At 73.6% G+C, this 19,491-nt stretch carries 8 protein-coding genes; 7 read left to right on the forward strand and 1 reads right to left on the reverse strand.

What is annotated here, in order from left to right; genetic code table 11:
• On the reverse strand, window positions 1-1,440 hold the full coding sequence (locus ACGFNH_RS06510; RefSeq protein ID WP_393651904.1) for a GuaB1 family IMP dehydrogenase-related protein: 1,440 nt from the start codon (window positions 1,438-1,440) through the stop codon (window positions 1-3).
• A 1,281-nt stretch (window positions 1,441-2,721) separates the two neighbouring features.
• On the opposite strand from ACGFNH_RS06510, the gene ACGFNH_RS06515 reads away from it, so the two are divergent.
• The 7 genes from ACGFNH_RS06515 (at window position 2,722) to ACGFNH_RS06545 (ending at window position 19,480) form a co-directional block, all read left to right on the forward strand.
• Window positions 2,722-3,360: a TMEM175 family protein gene (locus ACGFNH_RS06515; protein WP_393651905.1), complete on the forward strand. Its 639-nt coding sequence runs from the start codon at window positions 2,722-2,724 to the stop codon at window positions 3,358-3,360.
• A gap of 497 nt (window positions 3,361-3,857) precedes the next feature.
• A complete protein-coding gene (locus tag ACGFNH_RS06520) occupies window positions 3,858-11,042 on the forward strand; it encodes an SDR family oxidoreductase (RefSeq protein WP_393651906.1) in 7,185 nt (2,394 codons plus the stop codon).
• A gap of 6 nt (window positions 11,043-11,048) precedes the next feature.
• Window positions 11,049-15,992 (forward strand): beta-ketoacyl synthase N-terminal-like domain-containing protein, encoded by a 4,944-nt coding sequence (locus ACGFNH_RS06525; RefSeq protein WP_393651907.1) that lies wholly within the window; start codon window positions 11,049-11,051, stop codon window positions 15,990-15,992.
• 65 nt (window positions 15,993-16,057) lie between these two features.
• Entirely contained in the window at window positions 16,058-16,312 is a 255-nt protein-coding gene (locus ACGFNH_RS06530; RefSeq protein ID WP_393652230.1) for an acyl carrier protein, read from the forward strand.
• 2 nt (window positions 16,313-16,314) lie between these two features.
• Complete coding sequence (locus ACGFNH_RS06535) at window positions 16,315-17,136, forward strand: alpha/beta fold hydrolase (RefSeq protein WP_393651908.1); 822 nt, start codon at window positions 16,315-16,317, stop codon at window positions 17,134-17,136.
• Complete coding sequence (locus ACGFNH_RS06540; RefSeq protein ID WP_393651909.1) at window positions 17,133-18,314, forward strand: glycosyltransferase; 1,182 nt, start codon at window positions 17,133-17,135, stop codon at window positions 18,312-18,314. Before ACGFNH_RS06535 ends, ACGFNH_RS06540 begins: the two co-directional genes overlap by 4 nt.
• Window positions 18,315-18,316: 2 nt before the next feature.
• On the forward strand, window positions 18,317-19,480 hold the full coding sequence (locus ACGFNH_RS06545; RefSeq protein WP_393651910.1) for a class I SAM-dependent methyltransferase: 1,164 nt from the start codon (window positions 18,317-18,319) through the stop codon (window positions 19,478-19,480).
• Window positions 19,481-19,491 lie beyond the last annotated feature (11 nt).

Below are 19,491 nucleotides of genomic sequence, written 5' to 3' on the forward strand. Positions count from 1 at the left end.
CTACTGCCAGCTCGCGTGCAGCGGCTTGCCCTCCGCGTAGCCCGCGGCGCTCTGCACGCCCACGACCGCCCGCTCGTGGAACTCCTCCAGCGAGCCGGCCCCCGCGTACGTGCACGAGCTGCGCACGCCCGCGATGATCGAGTCGATGAGGTCCTCGACGCCCGGGCGGTCCGGGTCCAGGAACATCCGCGAGGTGGAGATGCCCTCCTCGAACAGGCCCTTGCGCGCCCGGTCGTACGCGGACTCCTCCGAGGTGCGGTTGCGCACGGCGCGGGCCGAAGCCATGCCGAAGCTCTCCTTGTACGGGCGTCCGTCGGCGGTGTGCTGAAGGTCGCCCGGCGACTCGTACGTGCCGGCGAACCAGGACCCGACCATCACATTGGACGCACCGGCCGCCAGTGCCATCGCCACGTCGCGCGGGTGCCGTACGCCGCCGTCCGCCCAGACGTGCTTGCCGAACTTCCTTGCCTCCGCGGCGCATTCGAGCACGGCTGAGAACTGCGGGCGGCCGACGCCGGTCATCATCCGCGTCGTACACATGGCGCCGGGCCCGACCCCGACCTTGACGATGTCGGCTCCCGCCTCGATGAGGTCGCGTACGCCCTCGGCGGCCACGACGTTGCCCGCCACGACCGGGACCTGCGGGTCGACTCCCCGCACCGCCTTCAGCGCGCCGATCATCGACTCCTGGTGGCCGTGCGCGGTGTCCACGACGATGGTGTCCACCCCGGCCGCGAGAAGCGCCTTGGCCCGACCCGCGACATCGCCGTTGATGCCGACGGCGGCGGCGATGCGCAGCCTGCCGTCGGCGTCGGTCGCCGGGGTGTAGAGGGTCGCGCGCAGGGCTCCCTTGCGGTTGAGGATGCCGACGAGCCGGCCGTCCCGGTCGACCGCGGGCGCGATCTTGCGGTGGGCGGCGTCGAGGCGGTTGAAGGCCTCGCGCGGGTCGATGCCTGCGTCGAGGACCAGGAGTTCCCGGGACATGACCTCGTTCAGCTGCGTGAAGCGGTCCACCCCGGTCAGGTCCGACTCGGTCACGATGCCGACGGGCCGGCCGTCCTCCACGACGACTCCGGCGCCGTGGGACCGCTTGGGCAGCAGGGACAGCGCGTCGGCGACCGTCGCGTGCGGGGCGAGGACGATCGGGGTGTCGAGCACCAGATGGCGCTCCTTCACCCACCCGACGACCTCGGCGACGACATCGAGCGGGATGTCCTGCGGGAGCACCACGAGGCCGCCGCGGCGGGCGACCGTCTCGGCCATGCGGCGGCCGGCGATCGCGGTCATGTTGGCGACGACGAGGGGGATGGTCGTGCCGGTGCCGTCGCGGGACGACAGGTCGACACCCTGCCGGGACCCGACCGCCGAGCGGCCCGGCACCATGAACACGTCGTCGTACGTCAGGTCGTACGCCGGCTTCTGGTCGTTGAGGAAGCGCATCTAACTCTCTCACCTGCGGTTTTACGTAAGGGCGGGCGGGGAGTCAGCACCGGGCCGAGCTGGATCGGGCTGCGGCTCCTAGGCCATTGTCGCCGACCCCGGCCCGGCTTGGCCATCCGCCGCCGATGTCTGTGCCATCGGCCGAGTGGGCCCGACGCCGGTCTGTGGTTTCCGCCAAGGGGGAGGGAGCACGGCGGGAAGGGCCGGCACCGCGGCGGTGATCGTGCGGCCGGACAGCGCATTCGCCACCGTCGCGTTCCCGTCACCTTCCCTCGTCAGGCGGACCTCGCGGTCCTCATCGGCCGACCCTCCGGGCCCGTGACACGGCGCTGCCCGCCGTCCTCGCGATGCCCGGTCCCCCCGGGCGGGCACGTGACCAGCCCCCGGGCGGGCGCGTGACCGGCCCCAGGGCGGGCACGTGACCGGTCGGAGGCCCCGGTGGCTGTGACTGCGCGGGGTGGGTGGCGTACGGGGCGCCGAGGGCCGGGGGGGCTCGCGCGCCGCCGGGCGCCCGTGGGACGGGCAGCGGTCCGGGCCGGACCCGCGTCGAGCCCCGCGACGGCTCTGCGGCGTAGGGCTCCGCCGGATCGGCGCGGCGACGGGGCGAGGGGCGGGCCTCTCCGGAGCAGCCACCCGGCTGTCGGTTCACGGCTGGCGGACGGCGGGCGCGGGGTCGAACGCGGGGTCCCGGGCCGGGTCGCGCACGAAGTCGCACGGGGGGCGTGAGGATGGTGATCGGCGGACAGCCACCAGGTCGGTGAGGACGCCGACCTGCCGGACGGCCGTCAGGCCCCCCTCCGGCCGGGCACGGCCTCGCCGTCCGCGCGGTGCCGGGAGCCGTATGAGTCCTGGGAGCCGTATGACTCCCAGGGAGCCATACGGGCCCGGGAGCTTCTGAGCCGTGGACGTCGTCGAAGGGCCGATGGCCGTCGGTCCTCGGCGTCGGGTACGCCGACCTCCGCCGAAACGCGGACGGCTCTCTCCCCCCGGCCCGGCCAGCACGGCCCGTCCGCCCACCTCTCCGCCTCGCACCCCTCACCGGCGCGCGTCGGCGGATTCGAGGCAACCGCCCCTCCCGGCACGGCATGTGGCGGCGACCGGCGACTGGCACAACCACGGCCGGGACACGACGGCGTTCGACGGCGGGCCCCGGGGGCGATGGCCGCCGGCCCGCCGCACGTCAACCACCGCCTCCCGGCTGCACCGTTGGAACATCCGTGCCCACCGGGCACGCGGGCGAGCACGGCAGCGGGCGCAGGTCCGCTGCATAGCGTTTCCCGCATGCCGTCTGCACCCGTCGCCACCGAACCCGACACGGCCGCTCAGCGTCTGACGGCCCTCGCGGACGGCGTCTTCGCCATCGCCATGACCCTGCTGGTGCTCGATGTGTCGATCCCGCCCGGGCTGAACAATGAGCAGTTCCACGACGCCCTGCACAAGGCTCTCCCCAACCTCGCGGCCTACGCGATCAGTTTCGCTGTCATCGCCGAGTTCTGGACCGACCACCGCCGTATCCTCGGGTCCCTGCGGGCGGTCGACGGCTGGGTGACCGGGCTGACACTGCTGGGGCTCGGGCTGATCGCGCTGCTCCCGTTCCCCACGGCACTGCTCGCGGAGTACGGCGACCAGTCCCTGCCCGTCGCCATCTACTCCCTGAGCGTCGCCGCCACGAACGCGGTCCACCTCGCGTTGCTGCTCGCCGTCCAGCGGATCCTTCCGCCTCCGGACAGCCCGCTCGGGCGCAAGTTCCGCCTGCTCCACGCCGCCGATTTCGCATCCACGGTGGTGGTGTTCGGAATCGCCGTTCCCTTGGCTTTCGCCACCCCGAGCGGGGCCAAGTTCTTCTGGGTGCTCCTGATCCCGCTGAAAGCCTGGATCGGGCAATGGGAACGGCGCACTGCGCGCCGTCTCACGGCCTGACCGCGTCATCTCGTCCGTACGATGCGGACGGCGTTGACGGAATATCTCGCTCCGCATTTCCCGGTGTTCATCTGAATTCCGCCGTGCGTATGTCCCGTACGGGGCGCGAACGGTGCGGACCGGAGGACGGCGCCCGGCCGCGGCACGTCTCCGCCCGCCGGTTCCCACCGACCGCAACCGCTCGCCGCAGCCCCTCCCCGAACCCCCTGCCACGCTACCGGCAAGGGGTTTCTCGTGGTACCGCCTGCTGTCTCGTGGTCACCGGATCCCACTAAGTCTCGTGGCTGCCACGAGGCCGGTCCGGCACCACCGGGGGATCCCTAGTGTTCATTGACACTCCGCCCGGCCCGACAACAGGCTGATTTCACCGGTCGGACGCAAGCGGCATTTCCGCTCGCCGCACAGGCCCTGGACCACCCGCCCCCACCTCCCCCCATCACATTTCTTTCCCCCCGCTTTCCGATTCGTTTTCCCCGGAACGAATCCCTCTTTTCGGAGTGCCCGTGACCACTGCACCCGTGACCGGAACGGTCCTCGGAATCAGCCCGTTCGGTGAACCGGATCCGAGAGTCGTCGCCGCGGTCTGCCGGGCCGGTGGACTCGGGATCCTGGATCTCGGAAACGGAGGGAGGCGGGCCAGAGAGGCGCTGGCGGCGGTCCGGGAGTGGGTGCCGGGGCCGTTCGGCGTACGGATCGGCGCCGGGTGCGCGCTCACCGCCTCCGACCTGCTGGACGGCGGATCCGTCGACACCGTGCTGCTCGGGGCCGGAGCCCCACTGGCCCCGGACGCCCTCACCTCCGCCCACCGGGTCCTGGCCGAGGTCACCGGCCGGGAGGAAGCGGTGGCCGCCGCCCTGGCCGGTGCGCACGGCCTGGTCGCGCGCGGCCACGAAAGCGGAGGCCGCGTAGGGGAGTTGAGCACGTTCGTCCTGCTCCAGCAGCTGCTCGCGGACCCCGACCTGGCCGATCTGCCCGTCTGGGCGTGCGGCGGCATCGGCCCGCGCACCGCGGCGGCCGCCGTGCTCGGCGGCGCGGCGGGGGTCGTCCTGGACACCCAGCTCGCGTTGCTCGCGGAGTCCGGTACGCCCGAGGACGTGGCCGCGGCCGTACGCACGATGGACGGCTCCGAGACCGTGGTGGTGGCAGGGCACCGGGTGCTGCGCCGCCGCGGCCCCGACGCACCGCCCTACCCGGACGACCCGGCCGGTGTCGCCGCGCTGCTGGGGTCGGAGGACCCGCGCACCCGGCTGCTGCCGGTCGGTCAGGACGGTTTTCTCGCCGCCCACTTCGCCCAGCAGTGGGGTGATGTCGGCGGCGCCGTACGCGCGGTCACCGATGCCGTACGCGATGCGGCGCGGGATGCCGTACGCCATGAAGCACGGGACGCCACCCCCGATGCGGCGCCGGAGGCGGTACCCGAGGACGCCCGGGACCGTACGCCGTCCGCCGCGCTGCTCCCCGGATCGGCGATGAGCCGGGCGCTGGGGACGTCCCTGCCGCTCGCGCAGGGTCCGATGACCAGGGTCAGCGACCAGGCCGCGTTCGCCGGGGCGGTCGCCGAGCACGGCGGCCTGCCGTTCCTCGCGCTGGCCCTCGCCGGCGCGGAGCAGACGCGGACGCTGCTGGAGGAGACCCGCGCACTGCTGGGGGAACAGCCCTGGGGGGTGGGCGTGCTGGGGTTCGCTCCCGAGCGGATCAGAACCGCCCAGCTCGAGATCATCCGCGAACTCCGGCCGTCCTGCGCCATCTTGGCCGGGGGACGCCCCTCGCAGGCGGCAGTCCTGGAGGAAGCCGGGATCGATACGTTTCTGCACGTGCCCTCCCCCGGCCTGCTCCGGCAGTTCCTCGGGGCGGGCGCCCATCGGTTCGTCTTCGAGGGCTCGGAGTGCGGGGGCCACGTCGGACCGCGGAGCAGCTTCGCCCTGTGGGAGGCGCAGATCGCGGTCCTCACCGAGTTCCTGGACACCGCCGGTGACGCCGACCCCGTCCGCTTCCAGGTGTTCTTCGCCGGAGGCGTGCACGACGAACGGTCCTCGGCGATGGTCGCCGCGCTCGCCGCGCCCCTGACGGCGCGCGGGGTGGCCGTGGGTGTCCTCATGGGCACCGCCTATCTGTTCACCGAGGAAGCGGTCGGCCGCGGCGCGGTCCGGCCCGTCTTCCAGCAGCAGGTCCTCCAGGCGCGGCGGACCGAGCTGCTGGAGACGGCGCCCGGCCATGCGACGCGCTGCGTGCCGAGCCCGTACACCGAGGACTACCGCGCTCTCAAGGACGAGTTGAGGGCCGGTGGCGTACCGGACCGCGAGGCGTGGGAGCAGCTCGAGCGGCTGAACGTCGGGCGGCTGAGGATCGCCAGCAAGGGCGTGGAGCGGATCGGTGAGGAGCTCGCCGGGCGCGACGAGCACGAACAACTGGCCAAGGGCATGTTCATGGCCGGCGATGTGGCCGTGCTGCGGTCCGAGATCACGACGATCGCCGCGCTGCACACAGCGGTCACCGCCGGGGCTGCGGCGTTCCTCGCGGAGCGGGCTGAGACGGTCCTCGGGCGCGCGGGCGATGCGCGGCCCCGCGAGGAGCCGCCGGAGCCGCTGGACATCGCCGTGGTGGGCATGGCGTGCATGTTCCCGGACGCCCCGGACCTGGACGCGTACTGGGCGAACGTCGTCGCCGGGACCGACACGGTCACCGAGGTGCCGTCCGACCGGTGGGACCCGGCGGTCTACTACGCGGCGGACGCCGGCAGCGACCGTACCGAGTCCAAGTGGGGCGGCTTCCTGCCCCGGATCCCGTTCGACCCGCTGCGCTACGGCATTCCGCCCACGTCGCTCGGCAGCATCGAGCCGGTGCAGCTGCTGTCGCTGGAGGCCGCGCGGCGGGCGCTGGACGACTCCGGTTACGGGCGGCGGGAGTTCGACCGCTCCCGGACCTCGGTGGTCTTCGGGGCCGAGGCGGGCAGCGATCTGTCGAACGCCGCCACGCTACGGACGCTGCTGCCCGCCTACATCGGCGAGCTGCCGCCCGGTCTGGACACCCAACTGCCGCGGCTGACCGAGGACTCGTTCCCCGGGATGCTGGCCAACGTCATCTCCGGGCGCATCGCCAACCGGCTCGACCTGCGCGGCGCGAACTACACGGTGGACGCGGCCTGCGCGTCCTCGCTCGCCGCCGTCGACGTGGCCTGCAAGGAACTGTCCGGCGGCACCAGCGACATGGTGCTGTGCGGCGGCGCGGACCTGCACAACGGCATCAACGACTACCTGCTCTTCTCCTCCGTGCACGCGCTGTCCCCGACCGGCCGCTCCCGCACCTTCGACCGCAGCGCGGACGGCATCGCGCTCGGCGAGGGCGTCGCCTGTCTCGTCCTCAAGCGGCTGTCCGACGCGGAGCGCGACGGCGACCGGATCTACGCGGTGATCAAGGGCGTCGGCAGCTCCAGCGACGGCAGGTCGCGCGGGCTCACCGCTCCCCGGCCCGAAGGGCAGCGGGCCGCACTGGAGAGGGCGTACCGCAACGCGGGGATCTCGCCGGCCGCGGTGGGGCTGATCGAGGCGCACGGGACGGGGACCGTGGTCGGGGACCGTACCGAACTCGGCGCCCTCACCGAGGTGTTCACCGAGTCCGGTGCGAAGCCCGGCAGTTGTGTGCTCGGTTCGGTGAAGTCGCAGATCGGTCACACCAAGTGCGCGGCAGGACTGGCCGGTCTGATCAAGGCCGCCATGGCCCTGCACACCGGGGTCGCGCCGCCGACCGGGCTGCTGGAGGACCCCAACCCGGCCTGGCAGGAGGGCGTGAGCCCGTTCGTGTTCCACACGGCGGCACAGCCGTGGCCGACGCCGCCTGCCGAACGGATAGCCGGGGTGAGCGCCTTCGGGTTCGGCGGCACCAACTTCCATGTGGTCCTGCGCGCCCACGACGAGGGTCCTCCCCCGGCACAAGGACTCGGGCTGTGGCCGGCGGAACTGTTCCTCTTCCGGGGCACGGACCGCGAGGACGCCGCACGGGCCATCGGACATCTGCTGGATCTGGCCGGGACCAATGACACGGGCGGGCGTCCCTGGCGGCTCGCGGACCTCGCCCTGGCCGCTTCGCGCCGCGCCGATGCCTCCGCCAAGCCCGTGCAGGCGGCCGTGGTGGCCCGGGATCTGGACGAGCTGCCGGGGCTGCTGCGGCGGGCGCTCGCGGGGGAACACGACGCGGCGGCGGGGGTGTTCCTGGCCGGTGGCGAACCGGGGACCGGTGGCGACGTGGCGTTCCTCTTCCCCGGACAGGCTAGCCAACGCCCCGGAATGCTGGGCGAGTTGTTCGTCGCCTTTCCGGAGACGCAGCGCTACCTCCACCTCGGGCGCGAGTGGGCCGACGCGCTCTATCCGCCCGCGGCGTTCGGCCCGGGCGTCGCGGACCGGCAGCGGGCCCGTATCACCGACACCCGTGTCGCGCAGCCCGCCCTGGGCATGGTCGGGCTCGCCGTGCACGAGATGTTCTGCCGTGCCGGCGTCACCCCTGCCATGCTCGCCGGGCACAGCTACGGCGAGCTCGTCGCGCTCTGCGCCGCCGGGGCGTTCGACCCGGCGACCCTGCTGAGGCTCAGCGCCGAACGCGCCGGGGCGATCCTGTCGGCCGCGGGGCCCGACCCCGGGTCGATGGCCGCGGTCTCGGCCGGTGGCGAGGACGTCGCGCGGGAGCTGGCCTCCGCCGGTCTCGCGGACCACGTCGTTCTCGCGAACCGCAACAGCCCCGCGCAGACCGTCGTCTCCGGACCGGCCGGGGCCGTCGCCACCGCCGTGGACCGGCTCCGCGAGAGCGGCTACGGCGCCAAGGAGATCCCCGTCGCCTGCGCCTTCCACAGCCCGGTCGTCGCCGATGCCGGGAAGCGGTTCGCCGGGATACTCGCGGACCAGCCGGTGCGGGCACCGGAAGTGCCGGTGTGGTCCAACCGCACGGCCGGGGTCCACGACGCGCGTCCCGACGGCATCCGTGCCGAACTGGCCGCCCACATCGGCGCGCCCGTGCGGTTCATGGAGCAGATCGAGGCGATGTACGACGCCGGTGCCCGCGTGTTCGTGGAGGCGGGCCCCGGCTCGGTGCTGACGTCGCTGGTGTCCGCGACCCTGGGCGACCGGCCGCACACCACCGTGACGTGCGAGACGCCGGGGCGCCGCGGGCTGCCCGGATTCCTCGCCGCACTTGCCCGGCTGGCCGTCACCGGTGCCCGGGTGCGCACCGGCTGGATGTTCCACGGCCGGGACGTGTCCGAGGCAGGGGCCGGAGATCCGCCCCGGACCCCCGGCTGGACCGTCGACGGACATCTGGTCCGCACCCGTGACGGCAATCCCCTGCCCGGTTCGCTCACACCGGCCGTACGAATCCAGGAGTGTGCGGTGACTGACCCAGCCCGTGACCACGGCGTTCCCGACCGCGACCGGATGGTCTCCGAATTCCTGGCGACCAGCCGGGAGATGGTGGCCGCGCAACGCGATGTGCTGATGACCTACTTCGGCGCGGCAGCGGGTACGGCGGGGCCGCCTCCGCCGCCGGTGGCCGCACCGGCCCTGGCTGCCCCCGTCGCCTCGCTGCCCGCGGTCGCCCCCTCGCCTGCCGAAGCCCAGTTGCCGGGGGCCCAGTTGCCCGCGGTCGGCGTCCCGGCCCCGGACGGGTCCCCGCCGGGCGATGAGCCCGGGCCGGACGCCGTGGGCGGGCCCCTTGAGTCCGGCGAGACCGACGTGCTCGCCACCGTGCTGCACATCATCAGTGAGCGCACCGGCTACCCGGTGGACATGATCGAGCCCGATCTCGATCTCGAAGCCGATCTGAGCATCGACTCGATCAAGCGGATCGAGATCGCCGGTGAGCTGGCCTCCCGTATCGGCGCCGCACCCCAGGGCGCGGCCGGTGTCTCGGGGCTGGACGAGGACGAGGTGGAGGTCCTCTCCAAGGCGCGCACGGCGTCGGGCATCGCCGAGGCGCTGACCATGCGGCGGGGCGAACCGGCCTCCCCGCAGGGTGAGTTCACCTCGTCCTCCACCTCGTCCCCTGCCACATCCCCGGCCTCGCTTCCTTCCGCACCCGAGTCGCCCGACCCGGCACCGGCACCGGCACCGGCACCGGCACCGGCACCGGCCCACGAGGAGATCCGCGAGCCCGCCCCGGTCACCGGCGTGGCCCCCACGCGGTTCGTGCTGCGGCGTGTCGCCCTCCCGGAGCCCGGGGCTGCCGATGGCGGACACCATGTGAACGACCCCGGACACCAGGCCCGGGAGGAGCGCCCCGCGCCCGCCGCCGGGCGGCGGTTCGCCCTGCTCGGCGAGGGCAGCAGCCCGGTCGTGCGGAGCCTGTCCGCCGAACTCGCCGACCGGGGCGCGGAGTCGGTTGTCCTCGGCCCGGGCCACCTCCTCACCGAGCAGGACGGTCCGGTGGACGGTGTGTTCCATCTGGAGGCGTTCGCCCGCGCCGACGGTCCTCTGCTGCCCGAGGCGTTCCCGGTCTTCCGGGCCGTGCTGGACCGTGGCCCCCATTGGCTGATCGCCGCCGCACCGGCCACGGCGTCGGACGACGGCCGTACGGACGGTCTGCGCGGCATGTTCCGTACCCTCGCGCGGGAGTACCCGGACACCGTCGCCCGCGTCGTCGAGACCGGCGCCGACGAGACGCCGACCGCCGTCGCTGCCGCGCTGGCCGACGAGTTGCTGTGCCCCGAGCCCGCCCCGGTCGTCCTGCGGTCCGCGGGTGCGCGGTACGGGATCGAGACCGCCGAGCGCGACCTCGGCCCCCTCGCCGCGCGAGGTGCAGGGCCGGGAGGCGACGGCACGGCCGAGGCCCAAGCGATCGGCCTGGACCACGAGTCGGTGGTCCTCCTGGTCGGCGGGGCGCGCGGCATCACGGCACGCTTCGCCGCGGCCCTGGCCGCCGCCTCCCGCTGCCGAATCGAACTCGTCGGCAGAACCCCCGAGTTGTCCGGTCCGGAGGACCCGGCCACCGCCCGTACGGCGTCGGACCCCGCCGCTCTCCGCGCCGCCCTGGCCTCCTCGCCCGGCGTCGACCGCTCACCCGCCGCCATCGAGCGCGCCGTGGGGCGCATCCTGGCGCAGCGGGAGATCGCCGCCACGGCCCGGCACCTGCGCGCTCTCGGGAGCGAAGTGCGGTACCACGCGGCCGATGTGCGCGACACCGAGGCCGTCCACGGGCTGGTCAAGGAGATCCACGCCGAGTACGGCCGTCTGGACGGTGTGGTCCACGCCGCGGGTGTGATCGAGGACCGGCTGGTGCCGGACAAGGACATCGAGTCCTTCCGTCGGGTGTTCGGCACCAAGGTGGACGGCGCGCGTGCGCTGCTGGACGCCGTGGAGGGCCTGTCCAACGGGCCTCGGTTCGCGGTCCTGTTCGGCAGCATCTCCGCCGTCCTCGGCAACCGCGGCCAGGTGGACTACGCGGCGGCCAACGACGCCCTGCAGAGCCTGGGCGGCCGGTGGGCCGCGCGGGGCGAGCGCCGCGCGCTGACCGTGCACTGGGGGCCGTGGGCACCGTCCGGGGAGCACTCCGGCATGGTGACCCCGGAGCTGGCGCGCGAGTACGCCCGCCGCGGCGTCGGGCTGATCGACCCCGAGGAGGGGGTGCTCGCCCTGCTGCGGGAACTGGCCTGGGGCGACGGTTCGGACGACGCGGTCCTCTACACGGCATCGGCCTGGTGACGGGTGATGGCCGAGGACACACATCGCCCGGGGATCGCCGTCGTCGGCATGGCCGTCCTCCTGCCGGGAGCGGCGGACCTCGACACCTACTGGCGGAATCTGGTCGGCGGGGTCGACGCCATCAGCGACGTCCCCTCGGGACGCTGGGACGAGGTCTTCTACGACCCGCAGGCCGTGGGGCGTTCGGACCGCGTCTACTGCCGGCGGGGCGGATTCGTGGACGATCTGGCGCAGGTCGAGGTGACCCGGTTCGGCATCATGCCCACCTCCGTCGCGGGCACGGAGCCGGACCAGCTCATCGCGCTGAAGGTGGCGGCCGACGCGATCGCGGACGCCGGCGGCGAGGAGTGGCTGCCGGACCGCGAGCGGATCGGCGTGATCCTGGGCCGCGGGGGCTATCTGACGCCGGGGCTGTCCCGGGGCACCCAGCGCGTACGGACGGCCAATCAACTCGTACGGACACTCGGCGAGTTGCTTCCCGGACTTCCGGACGGCCGGCTGGAAGAGGTCCGGCGGGCGTTCACCGAGCAGCTCGGGCCTGACGAGCCCGAGCAGGCCATCGGCCTGGTGCCCAACCTCACCGCGTCCCGCGTCGCCAACCGGCTCGATCTGCGCGGCCCCGCGTACACCGTGGACGCCGCCTGCGCGTCCTCCCTCGTCGCCGTCGACCACGCGGTCGCCCGGCTGTCCGCGGGGCAGTGCGATGTGATGCTGGCCGGAGGTGTGCACCACTGCCACGACATCACGTTGTGGAGCGTGTTCGCCCAACTGCGGGCCCTGTCACCGAGCCAGCGCATCCGCCCCTTCGACCGGGGCGCTGACGGGCTGCTGATCGGGGAAGGCACCGGTGTGGTGGTGCTGAAGCGGCTCGCGGACGCCCAGCGCGACGGGGACCGGATCTATGCCGTCGTCCGCGGTACGGGGATGGCGAGCGACGGTCGCAGCGGCAGCCTCGTGAACCCCGACCCCCGGGGCCAGGTGAGCGCGGTGCGGCAGGCGTGGCGTGCGGCGGGCCTCGACCCCGCGGAGCCCGGCTCGATCGGGCTCCTGGAGGCGCACGGCACCGCCGCCCCGTCCGGGGACGCGGCCGAACTGGCCACCGTGGCCGAGGTGTTCGGGCAGCCCGGCGGTGACGAAAGGGCCGTGATCGGGTCGGTGAAGTCGATGATCGGACACACCATGCCCGCGGCCGGCGTCGCCGGTCTCGTCAAGGCCGCGCTCGCCGTCCACCACGGAGTGCTGCCGCCGACCCTGCACTGCGAGGATCCGCACCCGGCCCTGGAGACCACCCGGTTCCGCCCGCTCTCGGCGGCGGAACCCTGGGAGTCCGGTGGCGGCGGCGGTGTTCGCCGGGCGGGGGTGAACGCCTTCGGCTTCGGCGGCATCAACGCGCACGTGGTGCTCGAAGCCGCACCCGGCGCGGTACGGGGCGGGCGGGGACAGCACCCGGCGGCGACCGTAGGAGGGCTGCGGCCCGCCACGACCGTACGCGAGCGGGAGCGGGTCGTGCGCCTTGCCACCGACAGCCCGGAGGAACTGGCCGCCCTGCTGGACGCCGACGACTCCGCCGTGCTGGCGGCCGGGCTCGCCCAGGAGGGCTCCGGGGCGCGGCGCCCCGGCGGCCGGGAGCACCGGCGTACCCGGCTGGGCATCGTCGACCCGACCGCCAAGCGCCTCGCGCTGGCCCGGAAGGCCGTCGCCCGCGGACGGCCCTGGCGGGGGCGGGGCGATGTGTGGTTCACCGATGAGCCCCTGCTCGCGGGCCCCGGCGCCGGCCGTACGGCGTTCGTCTTCCCCGGCCTCGAAGCGGGCGTCGAACCCCGGATCTCCGATGTGGCCGAGCACTTCGGGCTGCCCGCGGCGCGCCTCACGCTCAGCGGCGGCGACCGGCCGGACGGGTCCGAGGACGCGGACGTGGACGCGGCAGGAGGCGTGGACGCGGCAGACGACGTCGGCAGGCTCGGTGCCCGAGTGGTGGGCGCCGGGCGGGTGATGGACACCGCGCTGCGCCGGATGGGGATCGTGCCGGACGCGGTGGCGGGCCACAGCGTGGGCGAGTGGACCGCGATGGTCACCGGAGGACTGTTCTCCGGAACGGCTACGGACGCGTTCCTCGACACCTTCGACCCGGACGAACTCCAGGTGCCGGAGCTGTCCTTCGCCGTCCTGGGTGCGAGCGCCGACCGGGTCGCGGCCGCCGCCGAGGAGCACCCCGGCGTCGTCCTGTCCCACGACAACGCACCGGACCAGTCGATGGTGTGCGGGCCGCCGGAGGCGGTGGACGAGCTGGTGCGCTGGTTCCGCTCGCGGGACGTCCTTGGCCAGGTGCTGCCGTTCCGCTCCGGCTTCCACACCCCGATGCTGGCCCCCTACCTGGAACCGATCCGGGAGGCGTCGGAGCGCTTCGAACTGCATCCCCCGACGGTGCCGGTGTGGTCGGCGACCACCGCGGCGGTGTACCCGCGCGAGGAGGCGCGGGTGCGGGAGCTGTTCGTACGGCATCTGCTGGAGCCCGTACGGTTCCGGCCTCTGATCGAGGCCCTGCACGCGGACGGCGTCCGGGTGTTCGTCCAGGCGGGGCCGGGGCAGATCGGTGCGCTGATCGGCAACACGCTGCACGGCCGCCCGCACTTGGCGGTGGCCGCCAACTCACCCCACCGCAGCGGGATCGCGCAGCTCCGCCGCGTCGCCACGGCGCTCTGGACCGAGGGCGGGGAACCGGATACCGAGGTGCTGGAGACCCGCCCCCGCCCCGCGCAGGGCCGCCGCCACCCGGCGGTCCGGCTGGACCTGGGCGGTCGCCTGGTGTCCCTGGACCAGGACACCCTGAGCGGTCTCCGTACGGCGCTCGGCGAAGGGCGGAGCGAGGATTCGGCGCGGAGTGCGGCCGCTGCCGCATCGGCCGGTGCGGCCGGTACGGCCGGTACGGCCGGTACGGCCGGTACGGCCGGTACGGCCGGTACGGCCGGTGCGGCCGGTGCGGCCGGTGCGGCCGGGAGTGCAACGAGAAGTGCGGCCGAACTGGAGGCGGTTGCCTCGCGGTTCCCGGTGGCCGAAGAGCTGTCCGCGCTGCTGAGGGACACCGCGGACACGGCCGTCGCGCTGATCGGCGCGGCCACGTCGGCCACGTCGGGCGCGACGGCCACCCCGGGCACGGCATACGCGGGTACGGCATACGCGGGTACGGCATACGCGGGTACGGCATACGCGGGCGGGACGAGGGAGACGGCGAACCCACCCAAGCCGTCACCGACTTCGGGAGCGGCGAGCCCCCCGCACACGGCCGACGCCCCGCTGACAGCCGACACCCGGCATGCGGCCGACGCCTCGCGAGACGCGGACTCCCCTTCCCGTGCGACGGGCACCGCACCGTCATCCGGCGGGCGCGAACACCGTGCCGTACTGCGGGTGTCCACAGCGTCGATGCCGTATCTGCTGGACCACTGCTTCTTCGCGCAGCGGCCCGGCTGGCCCGACGAGTCGGACCGCCGCCCCGTCGTCCCGGCCACGACGGTGATCCACCACATGATGCGGTACGCCGAGGAGGCGGAGCCCGGCGCGACGGCGGTGGCGGTGCGCGACGTACGGCTGAACCGCTGGGTGGCCGCCACACCGCCGGTCGACGTCCCCATCACCGTGACGCCGAAGGGTGGCGGTGAGGCGGACGTGGCGTTCGGCCCGTACGCGGGCGCACGGGTCGGCCTTGCGGCGGGCCACCCGGTCCCACCGCCCCGCCCGTGGCACTTCGACCCCGCGTCCGAGCGCACCCCCCATCTGACCGCGGATCAGCTCTACAGCGAGCGCTGGATGTTCCACGGTCCGTTGTTCCAGGGCGTCACGGAGCTGACCGCGATCGGCCCGTCCCACGTCCGCGGGGTCCTCACCACCCCTGCGGCACCGGGGGCGCTGCTGGACAACGTGGGCCAGCTCTTCGGCTACTGGATCATCACCACGCTCACCGAACGGAACGTGGTCTTCCCCGTCGGCATGCGGGAGATCCGCTTCCACGGGCCCCATCCGGCGCCGGGCACCGAACTGGACTGCCTCATCAGGATCACGGCCGTCACCGAGGCCGCCGTGGAAGCCGATGTGCAGCTCGTCTCCGGCGGCGGCGTCTGGGCGGAGATCGACGGCTGGCGGGACCGGCGCTTCGACAACCACCCCGAGACCCGGGCGCAGGAGCGGTTCCCCGAGCGGAACACCCTCTCCCGCCCGCAGCCGGGCGGCTGGACGCTCGTCCACGACCGCTGGCCGGACCTCGCGTCCCGGGATCTGGTCCTGCGCAACCATCTCGGCAGCGCCGAACGGGAGGACTACGAGCGATGCCCGCCCCGGCGCCGCCGCCAGTGGCTCCTGGGCCGCATCGCCGTCAAGGACGCCGTACGCCGGTGGCTGTGGGACCAGGGCGAAGGGCCGGTCTTCCCCGCGGAGATCCGGGTGAGCAACGACGCGAGCGGAGCGCCGCGCGTCACCGGGCTCCACGGCCGGAGCATTCCACCGCTGGAGGTGACGCTGGCCCACTGCGCGGAGGCCGGGGTGGCGCTGGCTCGCCCGAGCCGGCCCCCGGCCCAGGGAGCCACAGGAGTCGGCATCGATGTCGAGGAGATCACCGAACGCCCGCCGGAGACACGGGATGTGGCGCTCGGCCCCGCCGAGCGCGCCGTGCTCGCCGAGTGCTGCGCCACGAGCGGCGAGCCGGAGGCGGTGTGGTTCACCCGCTTCTGGACGGCGAAGGAGGCCGTCGCCAAGGCGGCCGGAACCGGACTGCGGGGACGGCCACGCGAGTTCGCCGTGACCGCCGCATCGCCGGAGGAACTGCTGGTGTCCGCCGGAGGCCTCGAGCACCGCGTGCACTGCCGGCGGATCAGCAACCCGGAGGGCCTGCCCGGCCGGGACTACGTCGTCGCATGGACGGCGGGAACGACCGACGAACGGGAGTCGAAGCAGTGAACAGCAGCCAGGCAGTGCCGCCGGCCGCCGCGGACGAGACGGTGGTGTTCGACGAGATCGTCGGGATGCTCCATGTCGTCCTGGACGAGCAGGGGCTGGACGACGTCGAGATCACCACAGACACCCGTTTCCATGACGACCTGGACCTGGAGAGCATCGATCTGGTCACTCTGGGCGGGCATTTGACGGCGCGTTACGGAGACCGCATCAACTTCGCCGAGTTCCTCGCCGGCCTCGAACTCGAGGAGATCATCTACCTCACCATCGGCGAGCTCGCCGCGTACGTGGCCGGGTGCCTGCGCGACGCCGGGGAGCGGTGACCGTGGGAGTCGTCAACGCAGGCGGCGTGGACCTGCACGTGGAGCGGATGCCCGCCCGGAACACGGCCGAGGGGGTGGCCCCGCCCACCGTGGTGTTCGTGCACGGCATGCTCGTCGACAGCCTCATCAGCTACTACTTCACCCTGGCGCCGGTGTTCGCCGCCGCGGGCATGGACGTCATCATGTACGACCTGCGCGGGCACGGCCGCAGTCAGCGGCTGCCGACCGGGTACACCGTGGAGGACTTCATCGGGGACCTCGACGCCCTGCTCGACGGGCTGGAGGTGCCGGGCCCGGTCCATCTGGTCGGCAACTCCTACGGCGGGACGGTCGCGTTCGGCTATGCGGCCCTGCGGCCGGACCGGGTGGCCAGCATCTCGGTCATCGAGTCCGAGCCCGCCACCGACGCGTGGTCGCGCAAGATGGCGGCCAATCTGGAGCGGGCGGCCACCGAGTTCGCCCGCCCGGACCTCCACCGGCAACTGGCCGAGGAGCACGGGCCGCACGTCACCAAGCGGGTCAGGTCGGCCTCGCGGCTTCTGGAGTCCAGCACCATGGCGCGCGACGTCCCGGCCAGCCGTCTGATGGACGAGGAGCAACTGCGGTCGCTGCGCTGCCCGGTCCTGGCCATCTACGGCAGCGAATCGGACCTGGCCGCCCAGGAGCCGTGGCTGAAGTCGCTGCTCGCGCACTGCCGTACGGTCGTGGTGCCCGAGCAGGAGCACTGGGTGCTGATGGGCGCGACGGCGCTGGTGAGCGATCTGGTCCTGGAGTGGATCCGCGAGCACGACGGCGCGGCGACGGCAGAGGACGGCGGGCGATGAGCAGGTTCCTTTTCGTGGTGCCCCCTCTGGTGGGGCACATCAACCCGACGGTGGGCGTGGCCGCGGAGCTGACGCGGCGGGGTCACCAGGTGGCCTGGGCGGGCGTCCCGGAAGTGGTGGAGCCCCTGGTGGGCGAGCATGCCGCCGTCTTCCGGTGTGCCGCGCCGCCGCTGAACGACCCGGCGCTCCTGCGTCCGCCCTCGCTGCGCGGGCCCGCGGCGCTGAAGTTCCTCTGGGAGCGGTTCCTCGTGCCGCTGGCGGAGGCGATGGCTCCCGGAATCCGGTCCGCGGTGCGGGAGTTCAGGCCGGATGTCCTGATCGCCGATCAGCAGGCCGTCGCCGGCGGGCTGGTGGCCGAGCAGCTCGGTGTCGCGTGGGCGACCTCGGCGACGACGTCGGCGGGTTTCACCGCGCTGGCCGATCTGCCGAAGGTGGAGGAGTGGATCACCGAGCGCATCCAGGATTTGCGCCGGCGGATCGGCGACCCGGACAGCACGGTGGATCCACGCCTGTCCGACCGGCTGGTGCTGACGTTCAGCTCCCGCGAGCTGGTGGGACCGGGGAACTTCGGCGGACAGGTGCGGTTCGTCGGCCCGTCCGTCACCTCCCGGCCCTCCACCTCCGGCTTTCCGTGGGAGTGGCTGCGCCCCGGTCTCAAGACCGTTCTGGTGACCCTCGGCACAGCCAACGCGGAGGCCGGCGAGGGCTTTCTCGCCCGCTGCGCCGAGGCGGTCGGGGCCCGGTCGGACCGGATACAGGCGGTGGTCGTTGACCCGGCCGGCACCCTGAGCGGAACCGGCGACCGCGTGCTGGTGCGGCGCAGCGTGCCCCAACTGGCCCTGCTGAAACGGTGCGACGCCGTCGTCTGCCACGCCGGGCACAACACCGTGTGCGAGGCGCTGTGGCACGGACTGCCCCTGGTCGTCGCCCCGATCCGGGACGACCAGCCCACCATCGCAGGCCAGGTGGTCGACGCGGGCGCCGGTGTGCGCGTCCGGTTCAACCGTGTGAGCGCGCCGCAGTTGGGCACTGCCCTGGACACCGTGCTCGACGAGCCCGACTTCCGGGCCGCCGCCGCACGGGTCGGCCGGTCCCTGCGGACGTCGGGGGGCGCGGCGGTCGCGGCGGTCCACCTGGAACAGCTCGTACGGTCGCGCGCGCTCTCGGGGAGGTTCTGACGATGATCCGGAACCGGACCCGCGGCAACCGGACCGCCCGGCCGGAGCTCGTCGACCCGCGGAGCGGGCCGCCGCAGGCACCGGCCGCGCCGCCCACGACACGGACCGAGCAGGTCGCCGCCCTCCGCCCCCAGTACCAGGCCGAACTGGCCGCCGGTACGGCGCGGTTCTTCGCCCCCCGGCGGAACGACTGCCCCTGGTGCGGCTCGCGGCGGCTGCGCGTACGGATGCGGACCTCCGACCTGCTCCAGCACAAGCCCGGCCGGTTCGTCCTGGACGCGTGCGAGGACTGCGGCCACATCTTCCAGAACCCGCAGCTGAACGAGAACGGACTCGCCTTCTACTACCGGGACTTCTACGACGGGCTCGGCGAGGAGAACCTCGCGGGCCTCTTCCGCTCCCACAGCCGCTTCCACCGCCCCCGCGCCGAGGCCGTGCTGCCCTTCGCCGACGCCCCGAAGACCTGGCTGGACGTGGGAACGGGCCACGGTCACTTCTGCGAGGCGGCCCGCGCGGTGCTGCCCCGTACCGCCTTCGACGGGCTGGACATCGGCGCGGGGGTCGAATCGGCCGAGCGCCTGGGCCGGCTGCGCCGCGGCTACCGGGGCAGTTTCACCGGGCTGGCACCCGGACTTGCGACCGACGGCTACGACGTGATCAGCATGTTCCACTACCTGGAGCACAGCGCCGACCCCGATACCGAACTGGCCGCCGCCCGCGAGGCGTTGCACCCCGGCGGACTGCTGATCGTCGAGGTGCCGGATCCGCGGTCCCGGTTCGCCCGGCTGCTCGGGCGCTGGTGGCTGCCCTGGCTGCAGCCTCAGCATCTGCACCTCTTCCCGGTGGGCAATCTGCGCGAGCGGCTGGCCGCCCACGGGTTCACGGTGGTCGCCGAGGAGCATGCAGGACCGCACGATCCCGTGGACCTCCTGGCCGCGACCTGCCTGGCCGTCAACCGTGCGGCGCCGCACCGGGACGAACCGTGGTTCGCGGAGACGCCCGGCACGCTCCGGCGGGTGCTGCGCGGTGCCGTCCTGGGCGCGGGGATCCCGTTCATGGTCGTGGCGCATCTGCTCGACCTGCTGCTGAAGCCGCTGGCACACCGGTGGGGTCTCTCCAACGCCTACCGGGTCGTGGCCCGGCGAGAGGGACAGCAGGACCAGTGATGCACCCTCGA

Source organism: Streptomyces sp. NPDC048639, assembly GCF_043199075.1.
In the GTDB taxonomy this organism is placed as follows: domain Bacteria; phylum Actinomycetota; class Actinomycetes; order Streptomycetales; family Streptomycetaceae; genus Streptomyces.